The following is a 19,153-nucleotide window of genomic DNA, read 5'->3' on the forward strand; positions in this document are numbered from 1 at the left end:
CAGCCATGAAGATTACCGCGGTTGAGACCTGCGTTGTGTCGCTGCCCTTCGACATGGGCGGCCCGAAGCCCGCTTTTGCCGGCAAGCCCTGGACGACGCTCGACGTGCTTGTTGTCAAGGTAGAGACCGAGGACGGTCGCACCGGGTGGGGGGAGGCTTTCGGCCATGCCGCCATTCCCGCCACCAAAACGGCGATCGACACCATCGTAGCGCCGCTGGTACTCGGGCGGGATGCCGGGGACATCAACGGCTTATCACGCCAGATTTCACATGGGCTGCATTTGCTCGGCCGCAACGGCTCCTTTCTGTATGGCTGGTCCGGCATCGAGATCGCACTTTGGGACCTCGCGGGAAAGCGCGCCGGCCAACCGCTCTATCGCCTGCTCGGCGGGCGCGATCCAGGGCCGATGGACGGCTATGCTAGCCTCTTGAACTATGGAGACGACGCCTTGGTGTCCAAGAACACGGCGGATGCATGCGCCGCCGGCTATCGCTTCATCAAGCTGCATGAGGTGACCAGGCCGGCTGTGCTCGCCGCGCAGCGCGTCGCGGGCGGTGCCGCGATCATGCTTGACGTCAATTGTGCCTGGTCGCCGCAGGTGGCGCGTGAAATGGCCGCCTCGCTGGCCGGTGATGGGCTCTACTGGCTGGAAGAACCGGTGTGGCCACCGGAGGACGTGCATGGGCTCGCCAGCATCCGTGCCCATGGCATCCCCATTTCGGCCGGTGAGAATGTCGCCGGGGTGTTCGGTTTCAAGTCGCTGATCGAGGCTGGAGCCATCGACATCGCCCAGCCTAGCGTCACCAAGGTGGGCGGTATCGGCGAGATGCTCAGGGTTTTCGACTTGTGCGAGACCCATGGCGTGGCGGTTGCTCCGCACAGTCCCTATTTCGGTCCGGGCTTCGTCGCCACTCTGCATATCGCTGCCGCGCGCATGGAAAGGCCGTTCATCGAAGTGCTCTGGCTCGAGATGGAGGCCAATCCGTTCGACCCGTGGGTGCGCGCCAAGAACGGAAAACTCAACGTGCCTCATGGTCCCGGGCTCGGCTGCGAACCGGATCTGGACGTGCTCCGGCGTTACCGCGCTGGCGAAACCATACGCAATGAATGGCGGGCCCACTCATGAAGGTTCTCAAAGTCGAGACAGAAGTCGTTCTCGTAACACTGCCGTCGCCGATCGGCAGCGCCTTGGGTCAGATCCGTGATTTCGGCTGCGTGCTGGTCACGGTCAGGACGGATGAAGGCCTGACCGGCGAGAATCTGATCTTCACGCTGAACAACCGGCGCACCGCCGTGCTGCGCCAGATGGTCGATGAACTCGCCGATCTCATTATCGGGCGCGACGCCGGACATATCGCCAATTTTTGGACGCGCGCCTGGGAGGACATCAATTTCCTCGGCCACAAGGGGGTCCCCGTCGTCGGCATCTCGGCCCTGGACGGCGCGCTCTGGGATCTTGCGGGAAAGGCCGCAGGCCTGCCGCTCTATCGCATGCTGGGCGGCGCCCATGACCGCGTGCCGATCTATCACAGCGGCGGACTCTGGCTGTCGCTCGCCACCGACGAGTTGGTCGAGGAAGCGGGCCGCTTCGCGGCCGAAGGTTTCGGCGCAATGAAAATGCGGCTCGGCCATGCTGACCCGAAGGAAGATATCGCCCGCGTTCGGGCCGTGCGTCAGGCGATCGGCCCGAAGATTAAGCTGATGGCCGATGCGAACCAGGGCCTTAACGAAGCACAAGCGATCCGGCTTGGCCGGATGCTGGAGGAATTCGATCTCACCTGGTTCGAAGAACCGCTGCCGGCCTGGGATCTGGAAGGCCTCGCCCGTGTCTCAGCCGCGCTCGACACGCCGATCGCATCAGGCGAGACGGAATATACCCGCTACGGTTTCCGCCGCATGCTGGAGTTGCGCTCGGCTGACATCCTGATGCCCGACATGCAAAGGGTTGGGGGTTTGAGCGAATTCATACGGGTCGGCCATATGGCGGAGAGCCACGACGTGGCTGTGTCGAGCCACTTGTTCCCTGAGACAAGCATCCAGGCACTCGGCGCGCTGTCCAATGCCGTGTTCCTTGAATACATGCCCTGGTTCTCGCCGCTCTACAATGAACGGCTGAGCTTTGCCGATGGCTGCGCCATCGTGCCCGAGCGGCCCGGCTGGGGCTTCACCTTCAACCGCGACTACATCGGACATTTGAGAAGCTCAGGCCCGCAAGGCGCGTGAGCGACAGGTTCCGGCCATACGAAGCCTTTGCCGGAAGAATACGACAGGGACAAGCCGAAGCTCGCAACCGACGAGCGGTGACTACAATAACAGGGAGAACGAAATGATCATCAGTCGTCGTCGATTCACCAAGGCCGCAATGGGCGCTTCTGTGGTCGGTCTCGCCTGCCCGGCCATTGCCCAGAACGAGCCGATCAAGATCGGCTGGCTGGCCGCACTTACTGGCCCGAGTTCGGCGCCGGGCGTCGGCTTCAACCGCGGCGTTATCTTTGCAACCGAATCCATCAACGGCGCCGGCGGCGTCAAGGGGCGCAAGGTGGAACTGATAACCCGCGACACCCAGGGCGACCCGACGAAGGCGGTGAATGCCACCCAGGAGATGATCAGCCAGGCCCGCGTCCACGCGATCTGGGGCCCGACCAATTCCGGCGAGTCGCTGGCGGTGACCCCGATCATGGCGCGCGCCAAGATGCCCAATATCCACCCCTGCGTGGTCGACAGCCTGATCGACGTCCAGAGATTCCCCAACGCGTTTCGGATCGCGCCGTCCAATACCCAGTGGGACGACGCGGTACGCAACTATTGCCTGGCGATCCTCAAGCTCAAGAACGTGGCGGTGATCGGCGACACGACCGGCTATGGTGTCTCGGCGGTCAAGGCGTCCGTCGCCGGATTCAAGAACGACGGCGCCGAGGTGGTCTATCAGGCCAATATTGACGCCACCCAGCCGGACCTGACACCCGACCTGTTGCGTGCCCGCAATGCCGGGGCGGAGGCGATCGTGATCTGGAGCGTCTCCACTGGCATGGAAGCGCGTATGATGAACACACGCGCAGCTATGGGCTGGGACATTCCCTTTGTCGGACACCCGTCGCTGTCTTCCGGGGAAATCGGAAGCCTTATCGACAAGCCGGCCAATTGGGACAAGGTCTATGCCGTCGGCTATCGCAGCTGCAGCTACGGCGCCGACGGCAAGCTGCAAGGGCGCAACCAGGAACTGGTCGAGCGGCTCGCGGGAAAGGTGAACCTTTCGGACACGCTGCTCTGGTGGGTCGCGTGCGGCATCGACGCCGTCGACCTGGTGGCCAAGGCGGTCGAGGCGCGCGGGTCCTCCTCGAGCGAGGCGATCACCGGCTACTGGAACGGTCTTTCGAAATACAATGGCTATTTTGGCGACTACAGCTATAGCCCGACTCAGCACAACGGCTATCCGACCGCAGATGTGGTGATGTCGGCAGCAAGTTCGGCCAAGAACGGCGCCTTCGCGCTGGCGCCCGGCTATTCTGGCGGACGGTGATGACTTGGGTTTCGTGCATCCGACACCGCGCCGGATGCGATCCCCACGATCTCTTCAAGACTTCGACCGCTCCAAGTCAATGGCGCCTAACCGGCCGGCGCCGCGGACCGCGGGACCCGCTTTCTCGGTATTAGTGAGGTGATGATGCTCGCTTCAATCCTGGCGTCCGGCCTGGCGGTCGGCGCCATCTATGCTCTCATCGGGATCACCTACAACACGATGTTCGCCACCTCCCGTGTCATGAGCTTCACCGCTGGCCAACTCGGCATGCTCGGCGGCGTCTTCGGCTCGCTCTTTATGCTGCGCCTCGGCTGGCCGCCGGTGATCGGCTTGCTGGCATCGCTTGGCGCTTGCGCGCTGATCGGCGTAGTTACCGAGATCGTCGCGGTGCGTCCCGTCTTGAAGAGCCTCGAACAGCATCTCTATGTGCTCTCCACACTGGCGCTAGCGCTGATGATCCAGCAGGTCACGGCTATCGAATGGAGCACCGAACCGCAGCCTTTCCCAAAGCTCTTTGGCTTCGGCTCGGGCGCGTTCGACGAGAAGTTCTGGCTCCCGCTCGTTGCTTGCGGACTAACCATTGCCGGGCTCGAACTTCTTTACCGAAAGACCTTGGTCGGCCGCGCCTTCCTGGCCGTCGCCGAGGACAATTTCGCTGCCCGCGCGCTCGGCCTGCCCGAGCGCAATCTGAGAATCGCCAGTTATGCGCTCGCCGGTGCCATCGGCGGGCTTGCGGGCTTCGCCGGCGGACAACTATTGCTCGCCTTCTTTGCCAACGGTCCGCTCCTCAACTTCTACGGCTTCGTGCCGGTTGCACTTGGCGGCCTGGGCAACAATCGCGGCGCGGTCATCGGCGGGCTCTCGCTCGGCGTCTTCCAGCAGGCCGCCAATTTCCTGGTCGGCGGCATCTTCTCCTCGGTTGCCGTCTTCGTGCTGTTCATCGTCGTCCTGCTCGCAGCACCGCAGGGCTTGTTCGGCGCACCGGCGCCGCGGAGAGTCTAATGCCAGATACGAGTCAACCAACGATCCATTCGGAGGCGCCTGCCGATATCGGCTGGCGCGTCGTCTTGCCGACGGTCCTGCCTTTGGTTGCCCTGTTCACCTTCGCCGTGCTGCTGCCGCTTACGGATAACGAGTATTGGGCACTGATCACCACCCGTGCGGCTATCTATTGGGTCCTGGTTGCGGGCCTCAACCTGGTCGTTGGCTACGCGGGCCAGCTTGCCATCGGCTATGTCTCCCTCCTGACGCTCGGCGCATATACGACGAGCGTGCTCGCCGCCGGCAATGTGTTGCCGCCCCTGCCGACCTTCGTGGCGCTGGCAGTTGCCGCAGTTGCGGGCGCAGTGTTCGGCGTCGTCGTCGGCCTGCCGGCGCTAAGGCTGCGCACCTTTTATTTCGCCATGGCGACACTCGGCTTTGCAACCATCGCTACCCAGGTAGCGCTGGCCTGGGAGGGCGTCACCGGCGGCGGGATCGGCATCAGCGGGCCGGAAATGCCAGCGCCGTTCAATACCGCATGGGGCTTTCTCTATCTTTGCTTGGCCCTTGCCGCGCTGGTCACTTGGGCGACCTCAAATGTCGCCAAGAGCCGATTCGGCCGGGCGCTGATCGCCGTGCGCGACGCCGATGTGGCGGCCGAGGCAAACGGCATTTCCAAGCCGAAGCTGTTCGTCACCATCTTTCTATTCAGTGGCGCAGTGGCGGCGGTCGCAGGCGGCCTGTTCGCAAGCCTCCAGACTTATATCACCCCGGACGCTTTCACCTTCGAACTGTCGTTGCTATTCTTTATCGCGGTGCTGATCGGCGGCCGGGGTTCCATTCTCGGTCCGCTCATCGGCACGATCATCCTCACCATCCTGCCGGAGATCGCCGCTCCGCTGGCCGCATGGTCCACCTTTCTCTATGCCGCGCTACTCCTGATCATCGTCCTCGCCATGCCCGGTGGCATTGCCGCGCTCCTCGACTTCAAGAACCGCAAGCCGCTTCAAAGCGATCGGGCGATCAAGCCGCGGCCGACCCTGCTCGGCGAGATCCTGAAACGCAGTGGAGCCGACAGGCCCATGACACTGAAGGGCATCGTGCTCACCTTCGGCGGCGTGCGCGCTATTGACGGTCTCGACCTCAACATCCGGCCTGGTCAGGTGCACGGGCTGATTGGCCCGAACGGCAGCGGCAAGACCACAACGCTGAACGTTATTTCCGGCTACTACGCGCCGCAGGAAGGCGAAGTCAGGCTCAACTCGCCTCTGGCGAGAGGCGCACCAGAGACTCGGGCCGAACACGGTATCGCCCGCACGTTCCAGACGCCGCGGATTGTTGGCGAGGCGTCGGTCATCGACAACGTGATGATCGGCGGCTGGATTGAAGGACAATCGTCCTTCGTGGAAGCGCTCATGTCGCTGCCACGTCATCGTCAGGGCGAGCGGAGCCTGGAAGCGGCCGCGCGCCTTGCGCTGCGTGCAGTAGGGCTGGAGGAACTGGCCGATGTAAGGGCCGACCGGCTGCAACACAGCGAACTGCGCTTCGTGGAGATCGCGCGCGCGCTGATGCTGAAACCCGCCTTCCTGCTGCTTGACGAACCGGCAGCAGGCCTTGCTACGGACGAGATCGAGCGGCTCGGCCAGTTGATCAAGGAGATCAGCCGCCAGGGCACCGGCGTTCTCCTAGTGGAACATCACGCCGACCTGATCTTCGACATCTGCGACGAGGTTACCGTGCTCAATCTCGGTCGCGTGCTGGCGAACGGTACGCCTGCCGAAATCCGCGTGCACAAGGAGGTGATCAGTGCCTATCTCGGTGCCTGAACCACTGATCGACATTCGAGGTCTGGAAGCCGGCTACGGCAAGATTCGCGTGCTGCACGGGATCGATCTTGCGATCGGCCCTGGCGAGGTGGTCGCCCTTCTCGGCCCTAACGGCGGCGGCAAGACCACGCTTCTCCGCGCCGTCTCCGGCCTGCTGCCTTGGACCGGCGCCGTGCGTTTCGCAGGCCAGGACTTGCGCGGCTGGGGCCCGCAGGAGACGGCGCGGGCTGGCCTTGTCCATGTGATTGAGGGTCACCGCGTCTTCACCCAGCAATCGGTGACCGACAACCTGCTGCTCGCGGCCTATGACCTGCCGCGTGGCGAGCGCATGGCCCGCGTCGAGGAGGCGCTAAACTTCTTTCCGGAGATTGCCGAGAAGCGCCATCAGCGCGGCGGCGCGCTGAGCGGCGGGCAGCAACAGATGCTGACGGTGGCCCAGGGGCTGGTGCGGCGGCCGCGCCTGCTGATGCTCGACGAGCCATCAGCAGGTCTCTCTCCTGTGCTTGTCGACCGAGTGCTTGCGGTGGTGGCGAAGCTGCGCGCGAACGGCACCGCCGTGCTGCTGGTCGAACAGCTGATCGAGAAGGCGCTCGCCGCTGCGGATCGAGTCTGCGCGCTGGCCCAAGGACGTGTAGTTCTACAAGCGGCAACCACCGAGGCCGATCTACCGCGCCGCCTGGAACGGGCCTATTTCGGCCGGGACCACGCCACCGCGCTGCATGCATGAAGAAAGCTTCAGATCCGGTCGGCCGCGCGCCCGTAAAGCCAAACTGAAGTTAGGCGTCAACGCTTCGCTCTCAAAGCCTCGTCGGCGCTTTTTCGCTTTCAGGTTTCGAGCTGCCCCGGTCCAATCAATCATGGGACAGACTGCGTCGCCAAGGTTGTAAAGTGCCTACCGAAGCTCACTGACCGCACCAGTTTCGCACCAGAAACGACGTGAACAGACCACGACGAACGCGATCAAATTCAAACGAAAGTGCAGCAAAATCAACGAAACTTATTGATGGTCTGCCGCTCATAACGGTCTGGTTGCAGGTTCGAGTCCTGCCGGGCCCACTAGTGATTTCAAGGGATTGGGCCGGCTTCTGGCGCCTTGCCCTTTCGTCAACCAACGAAACAACCAATCCTACGTTCTTGCTCGGTACCGAGTGCGTTCCGATAAGCGTTCGCAGCAACGCGCAAGTGGTCAAGATGGCAATGGCCGTAGGTTTCGCGCGGTCCTTCTTGGCCTTTGTGCTCGAACGAGCTTGGCGGAGCCTAGCTTAGGAGCTTCGGCACGCCGGGTCTCTTCGACATACTTCCCGTTCTTGACGGCAGGATGTGGCTTCATAGTCGAACTTGGCCGCGCAGACGCCCCCCTCTCCGCTGCAAGTGCTTTCAGCCCCAAACGTTTGGAAGAATTGATGTACTGTCGCGCGCCGCTATCCAAATACCTGAGATCGAGCATGTTGTAGCCGTCCCCTAAAGGCCAACTCCTTCTCCAAATAGATCGTCCAAACAGCATCTCCATCCGGATGGTACTTGGTAATGCCGAAGCTAGGCTTATCCAACTTCAGTTGCTTGTTGAGGAGACGTCGGCCCGCTGCACAATCTTGAATCGCGTGGACGTCGTAAAGATTTTCCGGAGCCGGGTGCCTCAGCGGGAAATGGAAAGACATCTGAAGCCGGTCATCGCTGAAGGTCAAATCTGTCAGATAAAGTCCTTCATGCATAAATAGCGACGATGAAATCTGCTCAACGCCCATGCGATAGTTACACGTTATCCCGGCCTCACCAAGCAGATAACGGAACGTCTCCATATCCCAGCTCGTGCGGAACAGAATGCCTTGCAACGTGCCGTCTAGCGGCAAGCGATTACGAACGGCAACTTCCGCCATTCGGCAATCATGTATGTAGGCTCGGTTAGTACTGTCAGTCCACGAGTCATGGTAGATCGCATCAAAATCAAGCTGATCAAATGCGGCGTCACCAGTTCGGAAATCATGACTACGCTGGACGTTACCGCTCGAGAAACAAGCGTCAGCACGACATAAGACGTCGCTCAAACGGAAAACAAAACAAACCGGCACAGACATTTGTGCTTGAAGTCGGTAAGGGTCGGTCAGACACTTGATGCCTTCCGTCCGCATATGAAATCCGTTCTTGGGACGAAAGTATTAACGCGCGAAGTCGTGCGACCCTTCAAACGCGCCAAGCGCACCCTGGTTTGCGACGTCGTGAAATTCGGCAACTTGGTTGCGAGCGTTCAGTGCTCCGACGCGAATCATCTCAACGGCGTTCGTAACATGCGTCGTGTGAAACAAATATCGCGGCCAGAACGCCCGCTGCTTTGTTATCGCTAGGCGCTTTTCAAGCTGTTCTACGTGACGCGCTGCGCGCTCTAAAGTGATAGACAAAATTGATTGTCCTGCGGGCCAGGAACATCAGTGTGATTTGCGTCAGCCTTTCTATCTGCACGTTTCATGTACAAACCGTGCGCTGGAGTGTTTTCACTCCATTCAGGCTTCCGAATTTCCGTGACGGTGACGTACGGAAGTTCGGCGAGGATTGCGAATAAGTACGACTTCGCTTTTCTTGAGTCATCACCGGGGAATTGATCGGCCGTCAAGATACCTGACTGCAGGCCGTTCCATGCCCATTCCATAAACTCAGGGCGAATTTGGCTGCTGCGGCCCGGGCTTTCAATCAAAATACCGCCGTCATCGTGCCACTTGGCAGCGAACAGAGCCCGGCCTTTTAGCGTCGAAAAAGTACCATGACTCGCATGCATTCGTTCGCGAATGTCGTGTATGAAATCCTCGTAGGTAACCGGGATACGGTCGATAGGCACTTCTTTGTGCTCTGGAATGAATCCCTTCGTTACGTGCCGGTCGTGCACGTAAACCGGTATCTCCAAACGACTGAGATACCTCTCCATCACCGGCCGGACATCAGCCCAATTTAGGTTGCCGTTTCCACACCCCAGCGGTGGAAATGCGATCGAGGTGATACCCATCTCACGGTAGGAGTCGACAAAGACGTTAAGTCCAGCCTCAATGTACTCAAGTCTGGAAGGTTTCTTCCACGTAGTCTTCGTTGGAAAATTCAAAACCCAATGATCTTCGGCACGCCACAGGTGAAGCTTGCCAATCTCAAATTCGTTGCGGTCGCAAAGGTTTTTGTAAGCTTTGAACATCGCGGGATAGCGGCTCTTGAACTCAAGAGCGATGCCCTTTCCCATAACGCCAACCAAATTGACGGTGTTCACCAGCGTCTGTGCGGGTGAATCAAAGATGTTCGTTCTAACGTACGTGAGCACTGAGCCTGCCTCCGAATCGCCCCAAACCGAGGTGTAGGCGCGACAATTTTAAAGCTTCTACTAGCGAAAACAACGCATCGAAGCGCGTGAAATCCCTGTGCCGTGGGCGTTTTCAACGATGAAAACGACCGTTACCAAGACTGGGTTGACATAAGAACAAAATAGGAACATTATAGCAAATAACTTATTAGGGACCGCGTGTTTTACGCCCCCTAAAGCGGCGCGTCTGCCTATAGCGCTCGCTGTTTCTTCGCTTGCGTGACTGTTTGACGATTGTGCCCGGCAGTGAGGCCTTAAGGTCCGCAATCTGCTGCTGAACCCTCGCTATTCTGGCTTCGTCGGCGCCGCGCGCATCAATCGTGACGTTGACCGGGCGCATTGACAGAACTGTCACCGCAACTTCCCTCTCTTACTTCGGGCGTGCAGTCCAGCACAGTCACCGTAGTCTCGGTTTCGAAGACCCGGAGCTAATTCCTCGCGTTAACGTCCCATGGGACCAAAAGGTACCAGGTATCTAGGCATGGATGGCTGCGAAACCCACTGCCGCGCTCACCTGGCCGAGCTGAACCTGCCCAGGAGAGAAACTGATCATGAGCAGGCTCCGAAGTTCCGCGTCTGATAGGGCTTGGATCAAGGGTACGGCGACCGAAGACGTCGATCCCGGATTTGCCGACCTTGATGCAGGTGACAGGGCGTTCGTCACCAGCATCGAGGGCGCGGAGGATGACATTGATGATGCGAGATTACGGTGACAGCGCACCGAACTTGCAATTGCATTGCCGACCGCGCGAACGGAGTGCGCTGTCACTCTAATCCTACGTATCGTCGCCCTGGCTGGAAAGAAAAGATCTGCGCCTAGACCTATTCGCCACGGTCGCCCGGAACACGTCGACAAGCTCAGCCCTGCCGTTTGGGAATCCGTGCTCCCTGCTAACCGCCGGAACGATTTGGCGGCCCGAAGAATTCGTCCGGGCAGGAGTGATCTCGGATGCTGATGACCAGGGACAGACGGCCGGCGATCCGCACCCTGCGCGGATGGGCCATCAATCTGCTGCAGGAGGCCGGCGCCATCTGCGAATGCGAGGAGCATGGCTGGGCCAGGGATCGTGCCGACCCGCACGCTCGGAAACGCGCGGTCACGCTCGCGCGGCAGCATCCACCGGACGGCGTCTCTCCGGATCAAGCCGTCGCGGAGATCAACGATGTCCTCGATTCGATCGGCGATTCATGTCCGGAGTGCCCTGACGAGCGCCTTTGACGCCTGCCGCAAGGACCTTCGCGTACCAGGCGGCATAAGGCGTGTTCCTGGCCATGTGGCGATTGAAGTCGGGCGCGCCGTCGTTCCACCAGACCGGCCCCCGCTCCCCCAGCGCGCGCTTGACCTCGTCCACCTCGCGATGCGCGGCCGCCTCCAGGTCCGGGTCTTCATCCGCCTTGGCGTCGCGGACCGCGCGCCTCGCCGCCATCAGCCGCTTCACCAAACTTGCGCGCTCATCTTCTGCGAGATCGGGGTTGGCCATTCGCCACAGGCGACCGCGGACGACGAAGGTGCGTCCGTCCGGCGTCACCGGATGCTTCATGCCGATTTCCGCCGCGTCCCTGAGGCCTGCTTCTTGGCAGACGTCTCCTTGGTGGCCGCCTTCTTGCCCGCGATCGGCATCAGCATCTCCTTCTGGCCGGCCGCCGCCTTCCTCGGCTTCTTCGCCGGCTTATCTGCCTTCGCAGGGGCGGCCTCCTGCCTAACCTCCTTTCTGGCCTCCTTGCCGACGCTGCGCCGCAGCGCCTCCATGAGGTCGACGACGTTCTCGCCCTTCGGCCGCTCCTTCGGCCGGATGACCTTCCCGGCGCGCTTTTCGTTGATCAGCTCGATCAGCGCGGTCTCGTAATGGTCCTCGAACTTTTCGGGCTCGAAGCGTCCGGCTTTCTGGTTGACGATGTGCCTGGCGAGATCGAGCATGTCCTTGGTGACCTTCACGTCCTGGATGTCGTCGAAATATTCCTGCTCGCTGCGCACCTCGTAGGGGTAGCGCAAGAGTGTGCCGACGAGGCCCTTGTCCATCGGCTCCAGCGCGACGATGTGCTCGCGGTTGGTCAGCACCACGCGCCCGATCGCGACCTTGTTCATCTCGCGGATGGTCTCGCGGATCACCGCGAAGGCGTCGTGGCCAACCTTGCCATCGGGCCGGATGTAATAGGGGCGGATCAAATAGCGCGGGTCGATGTCCGACCTGTCGACGAACTCGTCGATCTCGATGGTGCGCGTGGACTCCAGCGCGATCTCCTCGAGCTCCTCTTTCGAGACCTCGATGTACTGGCCCTTCTCGAGCTCGTAGCCCTTGACGATGTCCTCGTTCGACACCTCGTCGCCGGTATCGGCGTCCACCTTCACGTACTTGATGCGGTGGCCGGTCTGCCGGTTGAGCTGGTTGAACGAGATCTTCTCGCTCTCGGATGTGGCCGGAAAGAGCGCCACGGGACAGGTGACGAGGGACAGTCTCAGGAAGCCTTTCCAATTGGCGCGCGGGGCCATTTACGCAGAACTCCGGTTCGAGGCGGCTCGGATTCAAGACGAACGGCCGGCCTGGGTTCCGACATGGCATGTGGAGAAAAGCGCGGGATATCTGTCGACCGACCGCATCCGGCCTCGGTGGGATCAGCTTGGGTCGAAAACGGCATGAACTACCTATTTTTCCGATGCTCCGTGGACCTTTATCGTGGCAAACCGGTCCTCGGAGCCGAAATCTACACCGCGAGTTGCAGATCGCCCTACTCCGCAGCCATTGCCGTTCGCAACTCCGGTTTGTCCGTCGCGCTCTCATGGCTCTCATCCGCAGTCGGCTTGATCCGGAACCACGCGGCATAGAGCGCAGGCAGGAAGAGCAGGATCAACACCGTGCCGACTGCCGTGCCGCCGATCAAGGTATAGGCCATCGATCCCCAGAAGACGGAGTGTGTGAGGGGGATGAACGCCAGCACGGCGGCAAGTGCGGTCAGGATCACGGGCCTCGTGCGTTGCACCGTGGCTTCGATGACGGCGTGGTAGTCGTCGAGGCCCGCCGCGCGGTTCTCCTTGATCTGTTCGGTCAGGATCAGGGTATTGCGCATCAGGATTCCGGCCAGTCCGATCAGTCCCAGAATCGCGTTGAATCCGAACGGCTGGTTGAAGATCAGCAACGCCGGCACGACGCCGACGAGACCAAGCGGCGCGGTCAGCATGACGAGAGCCATCATCGAGAATGATCTGACCTGAAGCATGATGACGATTAGCGTTGCGGCGATCATGGCGGGAAAGATGGTCGCCAGCGCGTCATTGGCCTTCGTCGCCTCCTCGATCGAGCCGCCGGTCTCGATGCGATAGCCGGCCGGAAGCGATGCGATCAGCGGCTGAAGCGCTTTCACGATGTCCTTGGAGACCTCGGGAGGCTGGGTCGCCTCGTTGATGTCCGAACGAATCGTGATGACCGGCGTGCGATCGCGGCGCTTCAGGATCGGCTCTTCGAGCTGGACTTCCGAATGGCCGATCTGGTCAAGCGGAATCAGACGGCCGTCCCGGCTCGTCAGTGAGAAGTCGGCGAGCCGTGTCGGATCCAGCCGCTCACCGCCGGCGCTGCGCGCCACGATCGGGACATTGCGAATGTCCTCGCGGACCTGCGTGACGGCGATGCCGGTGAGGAGGAAATGCAGCTGCCGCCCGACTTCCGCCGGCGAGAGGCCGATGAGGTTCAGCCGATCCTGATCTGGAATGAAGCGGAGCACGGGTGTGCGATTGCCCCAATCGCGATTGGCTTGTCGCACGTCGGGAACGCCACGCATGACCTCGATGGCTTTTTCAGAGAGCGCGTACAATTTTGCGGGATCGGGGCCCATCACCCGAAACTCCACCGGGAACGGCGTGTAGGGTCCGAAGACGAGCTGGGTGACGCGCACGCGCGCTTCCCGGGCAAGGCCGTGTGATACCGCCTCGCGGAGCCGGTGCTTCAAGGCCTCGCGCGCCTCGGCGTCAGGCGTCAGCACGACGATCTTGGCAAAGGCCGGATCGGGGAGCTCCGGCGCCATCGCGAAGAAGAAGCGGGGCGCGCCCTGGCCGACATAGCTGGTGACGATCTTCGCCTCGGGCTGATCATGCAGCCAGCGTTCGAGCTTCTCGACGGCGGCGGTCGTCGTCTCGATGCTGGTGCCTTCCGGCAGGCGAACCTCCACGAGAACCTCGGGGCGATCCGACGTCGGGAAAAACTGCTGCTTGACCGCGCCCATGCCGAGGCCGGACAGCGCGAAAGCGATCACGACGAGGCTGCAGGTCAGGAACTTGTGGCGCACGGCGAAGGTGATGAGCCCCCGCAAACGCCGGTAGTTCGGCGTGTCGTAGATCGCGTGGTGGCCACCCTCGATGGGCTTGATCGCGGGCAGCATCTTGACGCCAAGATAAGGCGTGAAGATCACCGCAACGATCCAGGAGACGATGAGAGCGAACCCCACGACCCAGAAGATGTTGCCGGCATATTCGCCGGCCGTCGAGCGCGCGAACCCCACCGGCAGGAATCCCGCGATCGTCACCAGCGTGCCCGAGAGCATCGGCGCCGCGGTGTGGCTCCATGCGTAGGCCGCCGCACTGAGGCGGTCCATGCCCTCTTCCATTTTCACCACCATCACCTCGATGGCGATGATGGCGTCGTCCACGAGCAGGCCAAGCGCGAGGATGAGAGCACCGAGCGTGATGCGGTCGAAGAACCGGCCCGTCTCGAGCATGATGAGGAACACGACGGCCAGCGTCAGCGGGACCGCTGCGGCCACGACGATTCCCACGCGCCAGCCGAGGCTGAGCAGGCTGACCAGCAGCACCACTGCGAGCGCCATTGCGAATTTGATCATGAACTCGTCGACCGCGGAGGTGATGTTCACGGCCTGGTCGGTCACCTTGTCGAGCGTCATCCCGAGCGGCAGTGTCCGCGCCATGGCTGCGGACCTCTCCTCCAACGCCTTGCCGAGCGCCAGACCGTTCCAGCCCTCCTGCATCACCGCCGCGAGCATGATCGTGGGCTCACCCTGGTGCCGGATGATGTAGGTGGGAGGATCCTCGTAGCCGCGACGGACCTCGGCGATGTCCGACAGCTTCAAGGTTCGTCCCGCCGCAACGATCGGCGTGTCGGCTATCGCCTGCACGCTGTCATAGCCGCCGTCGACCCGGATGAAGACCTGCGGCCCGCTTGTGTCGATCGAACCCGCCGGGGTCACCGTATTCTGCCGCTGCAAGGCGGCAACGATATCCTGTGCCGACACGCCGAGCGTTGCCAGCTTGGGATAGGAAAACTCCACGAAGATCTGCTCGGGACGTTCGCCGAAGATATTGATCTTCTTGACGCCGGGCACGTGCAGCAGGTCCTGGCGGATCACCTCCGCCTTCCTGGCGAGCTCACGCATCGGCATGCCCTTCGCCTTGAGGGCATAGAGTGCGAAGCTCACGTCCGAATATTCGTCGTTGACGAAGGGGCCGAGCACGCCGGCCGGCAGCTTGCGCGCTTCATCTCCGAGTTTCTTGCGCGCCTGATAAAACTCTTCCTGCACGCTCGATGGCGGCGTGCTGTCCTTCAGCGTCACCGTCATGTAGGCATAACCCGGCCGCGTGGTCGTCTCCACCCGGTCGTACCAGGTCAGCTCCTGAATCCGCTTCTCCAGGGGTTCGGCGACCTGGTCCTGCATCTCGCGTGCCGTCGCACCGGGCCATACCGTGGTAACCGTGAGCGTCTTGATGGTGAAGGACGGGTCCTCGGCCCGTCCGAGCATGAAGAAGGCGTAGGCGCCTGCGGCCGCCAGCAGCATGATGAAGAACAGGCTCACGGCCCGCTCGCGAACGGCGACCGCGGAGAGATTGAAGCTCATGATTTGCTCCCGCCGTCAGTGACGGTCCTGACGCGGGCGCCCTCGTGCAGGAGGTGAGCGCCGAGGGACACAATGGGGTCACTGGAGCTCGATCCAGAGATGATTGCCGCTTCGCTGGTCACGCGCAGAAGCTTGATGGGGCGAAAGTGTACGGTCGAGCTGGCGCTGTCGAACACCCAGACGCCGGTGGTCCTGCCATCATCGAGCACGGCGCCGAGCGGCACCTGGACTTCCGACTGACTGTCCTGGCTTGCGAGCCGAATGGTGACTGTCGCGCCGAGTGGTGCTGCTGCCGCCTCGCCGCCGAGCACGTAGCGGGCCTCGTAAGTCCGGGTCTGCGCGTCGGCAGAGTTCGACAATTGGCGCAGATGCGCCGCGTAACGGCGTCCATCGCTGCCATACAGGCTGGCCTCGGCGAGCGAGCCGATCGCCGGCCGGATCGTTTCGGGAAGCGCCACCACGGCTTCGCGAGGCCCGGACTGCGCAAGCCGAACAACCGTCTGGCCGGCCGAGACCACCTGGCCGGGCTCGCCAAGCGTTTGCGTGACCGTGCCGTCCGCGTCTGCCACCAGGATGGAATAGGTCGCCTGATTTTCCGCGACCCCGGCCTCGGCTTCGGCCGCCGCGAGCTGGGCCTTGGCTGTATCCGAGGCGGCCTTCGCCTGCTCGTAGCGCTGCTTGGACGTCCATCCGTCGTTGACCAGGTTGGCGTATCGACGCTCATCCGCATCGGTCTGCACGACGACTGCGCGCGCTGAGGCCACAGCGTTGCGCTTTGCCGCAAGCGCAAGGCGGAGGTCGGTCTCGTCGATCCGCATCAGCGGCTCCCCGGCCTTGACCTGCTCACCGACATTCACCAGCCGCTCGACGATCTTGCCGGCGACGCGAAAGCCGAGATTGCTCTCCACCCGCGCGCCGATGGTGCCCGTGAACCCGCGGTCGGATCCGCTCACCCGCGTGGCCGTCGCCAGGCTGACCATCGGCGGCTCCTGTCTCGGGTCGCTCACGGCAGAGGCGTTGGGGGCGAAAATGCCAAGACTGACGAACGTGGCCACCCCCGCCGGGATCATAATACCGGCCAACACGGCAACACCCCTTTTCATGACGGGTCTCCTCTGGGATTTAGATTTCGTTCGAACTCTATATTGTCTTAGAGCTCGATCGCAATCTAAATTTGCGTCCTGACGGAAACGTGATCTCAGGAAGCCAGGGCGCGTCCGAGGGCAACTTGATAGATGTCGCTCGAAATCTATATTGGGCATAGATTTCGACTGAAATCCAAATGGAGGAGCATGATGCGCGTCAGTCGCGTTCAAGCCGCGGAGAACCGCCAAACCGTGATCAATGTGGCAAGTCGCCTCTTCAGGGAGCGCGGCTTTGACGGCATTGGGCTCAAGGATCTGATGGAAGGGGCCGGGCTCACCCAGGGCGCCTTCTACAAGCAGTTCGCGTCCAAGGAGGACTTGGCGGTCGAGGCCTCCAAGCGAGCGTTGGAGAGCGCTTCCACCCGATGGTCGGACGCGGCCGCGCGCAATCCTGACGATCCGCTCAGCGCAGTGATCGGATTCTATCTCAGCGCAGATCATCGCGAAGAGAGAATGGACGGATGTCCGATCGTGGCCCTCGGCTCGGATGCCGCCCGGCAGGGCCCCGACGTCAAGGCCGAGTTCGAAGCGGGCATCGAGGCCCATCTCGACGTGCTCGGCCGCTTCATCGCCAAGGAAGGCAAGGGGTCGAGAGACAAGGCCATGGCCATTCTCGCGACGATGGTCGGCGCCGTGGCGCTGGCGCGCGCGGTCAACGATACGGACCTCGCACGGGCCCTTCTCGATGCCGCAGCCGCGCTGGTCCGTGAAGCCGCCGCCGCTTGAACGACGGCCCCCTCGAAACATGGAGAGACCGGATGCTTGACGTGAGCGAAGCCGGGCCGAGCTTGCTCAAATTATCGGAGAGGCTCAGTGTGCGTTTTCACAAGACCGGCAGCGGGCCTCCGCTACTCCTCATCCATACGATCCGGACGCAGCTCGAGTATTTCCGCAGCCTTGCGCCTCTGCTCGCAGGATCGCACACGGTATACGCCATCGATCTGCCCGGCCACGGACACTCGCCGATCGATCCGGACGCAAGCTTCAACGAGCCCTATTTCAGGCAGGCAGTCATACGCTTCATCGAGGAGCTAGACCTCTCGGATGTAACCCTCGTCGGCGAGTCGATCGGGGGCGCATTGGCTCTCACGGTGGCGGCGTCACTTCCGCAGAGGGTGAAGCGGGTCTTTGCAATCAATCCTTACGATTACGAGACCCGCTATGGCGACGGACTTCGACGTGGCAACTGGCTCGCGAACTTCATCATCGGAAGCCTGCAAGTGCCGGTGCTCGGCGCGATCAACGCGTCGCTCGAAAACAAGATCGTTCTCGGCAAGATCATGGGCGGCGGATATCACGACCCGCGCAAGCTGCCGGCCGATCTGCTCGCCGAGTTCGACAAGGTGGCCCATCGCCCGGGATACAAGCGGGCCGCACGCAAGGTGTTGGCCGGATGGCGATCCTGGAGCCAGGCCCGCGACTATTATTGGCAGATCTCGGCGCCGGTGACGCTCATCTATGGCGACAGCGATTGGTCCCGGCCCGACGAGCGCGAGCGCACACGGTCTCTCATTCCCAACGCGCAGATGGTGACGCTGAGGAATACAGGCCACTTCTCGGCTGTCGAGAACCCATCGGAGCTGGCCCGGGCGATATTGGGCGCGGAATGAGCGCATGATCAAGCAGAGCACGCTCCTCCAACAGAAGGAGGCGAAGCGCGGCCAATGTGCTATCCTCCCCGCGAGGCCACCAACGGAGACAAAACATGCCAACCAGCGTCAAGCAAATGCTCGAAGCCGCCAATGCGGCGGTCCCCAAGATCACGTCGGAACAGGCCACTGACATGATCAAGAACGGCAACACGCTGGTCGTCGATGTTCGCGATGCGCCGGAGGTTGCGGCCAGCGGCAAGATCGCGGGGGCCGTGCACGTCTCGCGCGGGATGCTGGAGTTTCGCGCGGACCCGGAGTCGCCCTATCACGACAAGGCGTTCGACAAGAGCAAGTCCGTCATTCTCTATTGCGCGTCCGGCGGCCGGTCGGCGCTGGCGGGCAAGGTGCTGAAGGATATGGGCTACGAGAAGGTCTATAACGTCGGCGGCTTCAAGGACTGGTCGGGGGCGGTCGAGAAATAGAACACGCGGGCTGGCCGCCTGCCGGGCTTGGTTGCCGCCGAACGTCATCACCGGCGCTCGGCGCCCGCCCATGTACGCCACGATCCATTGACGGTTGCCCGCCCGCCACGTCGCAGCACGATCGACGGGGACCGTTCAGGCGGAACGCGGCATCGGGACGGGCTGCGCGCTTCGCTCGCCCAGCAGCTTGCCGGTCGTGCTGTTGACGAAGTGCAGCGACATGCAGGCCGGGCACCTCACGGACACATAGTTGTCCGCCGGCTCGAAGCTCTCGGGCCGCGCGTCATCGATCCGATGCTGGACGTTCATGCCGGTGCGCGGGCACCTGAAGAGGATCTGGCGCTGCATCCCTTATTGATGCGCCCGAACCGCGGCAGGCGAAATTGCGGATGATTCCTTAGGGGCCTTCCCCGTGTTTGAGATGGGTCAAG

17 protein-coding genes and 1 tRNA gene are annotated in these 19,153 nt (G+C 62.0%); 11 read left to right on the plus strand and 7 right to left on the minus strand.

Features of this window, described 5'->3' with window-relative positions; genetic code table 11:
* Nucleotides 1-5: 5 nt before the first annotated feature.
* The 7 genes from GGD67_RS17810 to GGD67_RS17840 all read left to right on the plus strand — a co-directional run bounded on the left by GGD67_RS17810 (nt 6) and on the right by GGD67_RS17840 (nt 7,384).
* Nucleotides 6-1,127 (plus strand): mandelate racemase/muconate lactonizing enzyme family protein, encoded by a 1,122-nt coding sequence (locus GGD67_RS17810; protein ID WP_179734624.1) that lies wholly within the window; start codon nt 6-8, stop codon nt 1,125-1,127.
* The gene (locus GGD67_RS17815) at nt 1,124-2,224 is read left to right on the plus strand and encodes a mandelate racemase/muconate lactonizing enzyme family protein (RefSeq protein WP_179734626.1); all 1,101 of its coding nucleotides are present in this window, start codon (nt 1,124-1,126) and stop codon (nt 2,222-2,224) included. The genes GGD67_RS17810 and GGD67_RS17815 overlap by 4 nt, the downstream gene beginning before the upstream one ends.
* 151 nt (nt 2,225-2,375) lie before the next feature.
* Complete coding sequence (locus GGD67_RS17820) at nt 2,376-3,521, plus strand: ABC transporter substrate-binding protein (RefSeq protein WP_312013727.1); 1,146 nt, start codon at nt 2,376-2,378, stop codon at nt 3,519-3,521.
* 144 nt (nt 3,522-3,665) lie between these two features.
* Complete coding sequence (locus tag GGD67_RS17825; protein ID WP_179734628.1) at nt 3,666-4,523, plus strand: branched-chain amino acid ABC transporter permease; 858 nt, start codon at nt 3,666-3,668, stop codon at nt 4,521-4,523.
* Nucleotides 4,523-6,328 (plus strand): ABC transporter permease subunit, encoded by a 1,806-nt coding sequence (locus GGD67_RS17830; RefSeq protein ID WP_179734630.1) that lies wholly within the window; start codon nt 4,523-4,525, stop codon nt 6,326-6,328. Before GGD67_RS17825 ends, GGD67_RS17830 begins: the two co-directional genes overlap by 1 nt.
* The gene (locus GGD67_RS17835) at nt 6,309-7,055 is read left to right on the plus strand and encodes an ABC transporter ATP-binding protein (protein ID WP_210286528.1); all 747 of its coding nucleotides are present in this window, start codon (nt 6,309-6,311) and stop codon (nt 7,053-7,055) included. The genes GGD67_RS17830 and GGD67_RS17835 overlap by 20 nt, the downstream gene beginning before the upstream one ends.
* A 267-nt stretch (nt 7,056-7,322) precedes the next feature.
* A tRNA-Met gene (locus GGD67_RS17840) sits at nt 7,323-7,384 on the plus strand.
* 365 nt (nt 7,385-7,749) lie between these two features.
* Here GGD67_RS17840 and GGD67_RS17845 read toward each other — a convergent pair.
* Together GGD67_RS17845 and GGD67_RS17850 are read right to left on the minus strand one after the other, a co-directional pair.
* A complete protein-coding gene (locus GGD67_RS17845; protein ID WP_179734633.1) occupies nt 7,750-8,457 on the minus strand; it encodes a DarT ssDNA thymidine ADP-ribosyltransferase family protein in 708 nt (235 codons plus the stop codon).
* A gap of 251 nt (nt 8,458-8,708) precedes the next feature.
* The gene (locus GGD67_RS17850) at nt 8,709-9,626 is read right to left on the minus strand and encodes a macro domain-containing protein (RefSeq protein WP_210286529.1); all 918 of its coding nucleotides are present in this window, start codon (nt 9,624-9,626) and stop codon (nt 8,709-8,711) included.
* A gap of 988 nt (nt 9,627-10,614) precedes the next feature.
* Between GGD67_RS17850 and GGD67_RS17855 the strand changes: the two genes are divergently transcribed.
* Entirely contained in the window at nt 10,615-10,884 is a 270-nt protein-coding gene (locus GGD67_RS17855) for a hypothetical protein (RefSeq protein WP_179734635.1), read from the plus strand.
* Here the strand turns inward: GGD67_RS17855 and GGD67_RS17860 are convergent.
* The 4 genes from GGD67_RS17860 to GGD67_RS17875 form a co-directional block, all read right to left on the minus strand.
* Complete coding sequence (locus tag GGD67_RS17860; protein WP_246784376.1) at nt 10,823-11,206, minus strand: hypothetical protein; 384 nt, start codon at nt 11,204-11,206, stop codon at nt 10,823-10,825. The two genes, GGD67_RS17855 and GGD67_RS17860, sit on opposite strands and share 62 nt — an antisense overlap.
* The gene (locus tag GGD67_RS17865; protein ID WP_179734637.1) at nt 11,203-12,156 is read right to left on the minus strand and encodes a Ku protein; all 954 of its coding nucleotides are present in this window, start codon (nt 12,154-12,156) and stop codon (nt 11,203-11,205) included. Before GGD67_RS17865 ends, GGD67_RS17860 begins: the two co-directional genes overlap by 4 nt.
* Before the next feature lie 236 nt (nt 12,157-12,392).
* Nucleotides 12,393-15,503 (minus strand): efflux RND transporter permease subunit, encoded by a 3,111-nt coding sequence (locus tag GGD67_RS17870; protein ID WP_179734639.1) that lies wholly within the window; start codon nt 15,501-15,503, stop codon nt 12,393-12,395.
* On the minus strand, nt 15,500-16,606 hold the full coding sequence (locus GGD67_RS17875) for an efflux RND transporter periplasmic adaptor subunit (protein ID WP_179734641.1): 1,107 nt from the start codon (nt 16,604-16,606) through the stop codon (nt 15,500-15,502). Before GGD67_RS17875 ends, GGD67_RS17870 begins: the two co-directional genes overlap by 4 nt.
* A 192-nt stretch (nt 16,607-16,798) precedes the next feature.
* Here GGD67_RS17875 and GGD67_RS17880 point away from each other — a divergent pair, with 192 nt between their 5' ends.
* From GGD67_RS17880 to GGD67_RS17890, 3 genes are all read left to right on the plus strand, one after another.
* Nucleotides 16,799-17,374, plus strand: a complete 576-nt coding sequence (locus GGD67_RS17880; protein ID WP_179735084.1) for a TetR/AcrR family transcriptional regulator — start codon at nt 16,799-16,801, stop codon at nt 17,372-17,374.
* A 32-nt stretch (nt 17,375-17,406) separates the two neighbouring features.
* Entirely contained in the window at nt 17,407-18,258 is an 852-nt protein-coding gene (locus GGD67_RS17885) for an alpha/beta fold hydrolase (RefSeq protein WP_179735086.1), read from the plus strand.
* A gap of 95 nt (nt 18,259-18,353) precedes the next feature.
* Nucleotides 18,354-18,722 (plus strand): rhodanese-like domain-containing protein, encoded by a 369-nt coding sequence (locus GGD67_RS17890; RefSeq protein WP_091956283.1) that lies wholly within the window; start codon nt 18,354-18,356, stop codon nt 18,720-18,722.
* Between the two features lie 135 nt (nt 18,723-18,857).
* Here GGD67_RS17890 and GGD67_RS17895 read toward each other — a convergent pair whose 3' ends face one another.
* Entirely contained in the window at nt 18,858-19,070 is a 213-nt protein-coding gene (locus tag GGD67_RS17895; protein WP_179734643.1) for a hypothetical protein, read from the minus strand.
* Between the last annotated feature and the right edge of the window lie 83 nt (nt 19,071-19,153).

It is taken from the genome of Bradyrhizobium sp. IAR9, from assembly GCF_013408065.1.
GTDB lineage: Bacteria > Pseudomonadota > Alphaproteobacteria > Rhizobiales > Xanthobacteraceae > Bradyrhizobium.

Bases quoted from the DNA above. Each gene is read 5' to 3' on its own strand.
- GGD67_RS17815 (WP_179734626.1), top strand. From the start codon at position 1,124: ATGAAGGTTCTCAAAGTCGAGACAGAAGTCGTTCTCGTAACACTGCCG.
- GGD67_RS17895 (WP_179734643.1), bottom strand. From the start codon at position 19,070: ATGCAGCGCCAGATCCTCTTCAGGTGCCCGCGCACCGGCATGAACGTC.
- GGD67_RS17825 (WP_179734628.1), top strand. From the start codon at position 3,666: ATGCTCGCTTCAATCCTGGCGTCCGGCCTGGCGGTCGGCGCCATCTAT.
- GGD67_RS17890 (WP_091956283.1), top strand. From the start codon at position 18,354: ATGCCAACCAGCGTCAAGCAAATGCTCGAAGCCGCCAATGCGGCGGTC.
- GGD67_RS17875 (WP_179734641.1), bottom strand. From the start codon at position 16,606: ATGAAAAGGGGTGTTGCCGTGTTGGCCGGTATTATGATCCCGGCGGGG.
- GGD67_RS17830 (WP_179734630.1), top strand. From the start codon at position 4,523: ATGCCAGATACGAGTCAACCAACGATCCATTCGGAGGCGCCTGCCGAT.
- GGD67_RS17860 (WP_246784376.1), bottom strand. From the start codon at position 11,206: ATGAAGCATCCGGTGACGCCGGACGGACGCACCTTCGTCGTCCGCGGT.
- GGD67_RS17880 (WP_179735084.1), top strand. From the start codon at position 16,799: ATGCGCGTCAGTCGCGTTCAAGCCGCGGAGAACCGCCAAACCGTGATC.
- GGD67_RS17870 (WP_179734639.1), bottom strand. From the start codon at position 15,503: ATGAGCTTCAATCTCTCCGCGGTCGCCGTTCGCGAGCGGGCCGTGAGC.
- GGD67_RS17810 (WP_179734624.1), top strand. From the start codon at position 6: ATGAAGATTACCGCGGTTGAGACCTGCGTTGTGTCGCTGCCCTTCGAC.
- GGD67_RS17885 (WP_179735086.1), top strand. From the start codon at position 17,407: ATGCTTGACGTGAGCGAAGCCGGGCCGAGCTTGCTCAAATTATCGGAG.
- GGD67_RS17845 (WP_179734633.1), bottom strand. From the start codon at position 8,457: ATGCGGACGGAAGGCATCAAGTGTCTGACCGACCCTTACCGACTTCAA.
- GGD67_RS17865 (WP_179734637.1), bottom strand. From the start codon at position 12,156: ATGGCCCCGCGCGCCAATTGGAAAGGCTTCCTGAGACTGTCCCTCGTC.
- GGD67_RS17855 (WP_179734635.1), top strand. From the start codon at position 10,615: ATGCTGATGACCAGGGACAGACGGCCGGCGATCCGCACCCTGCGCGGA.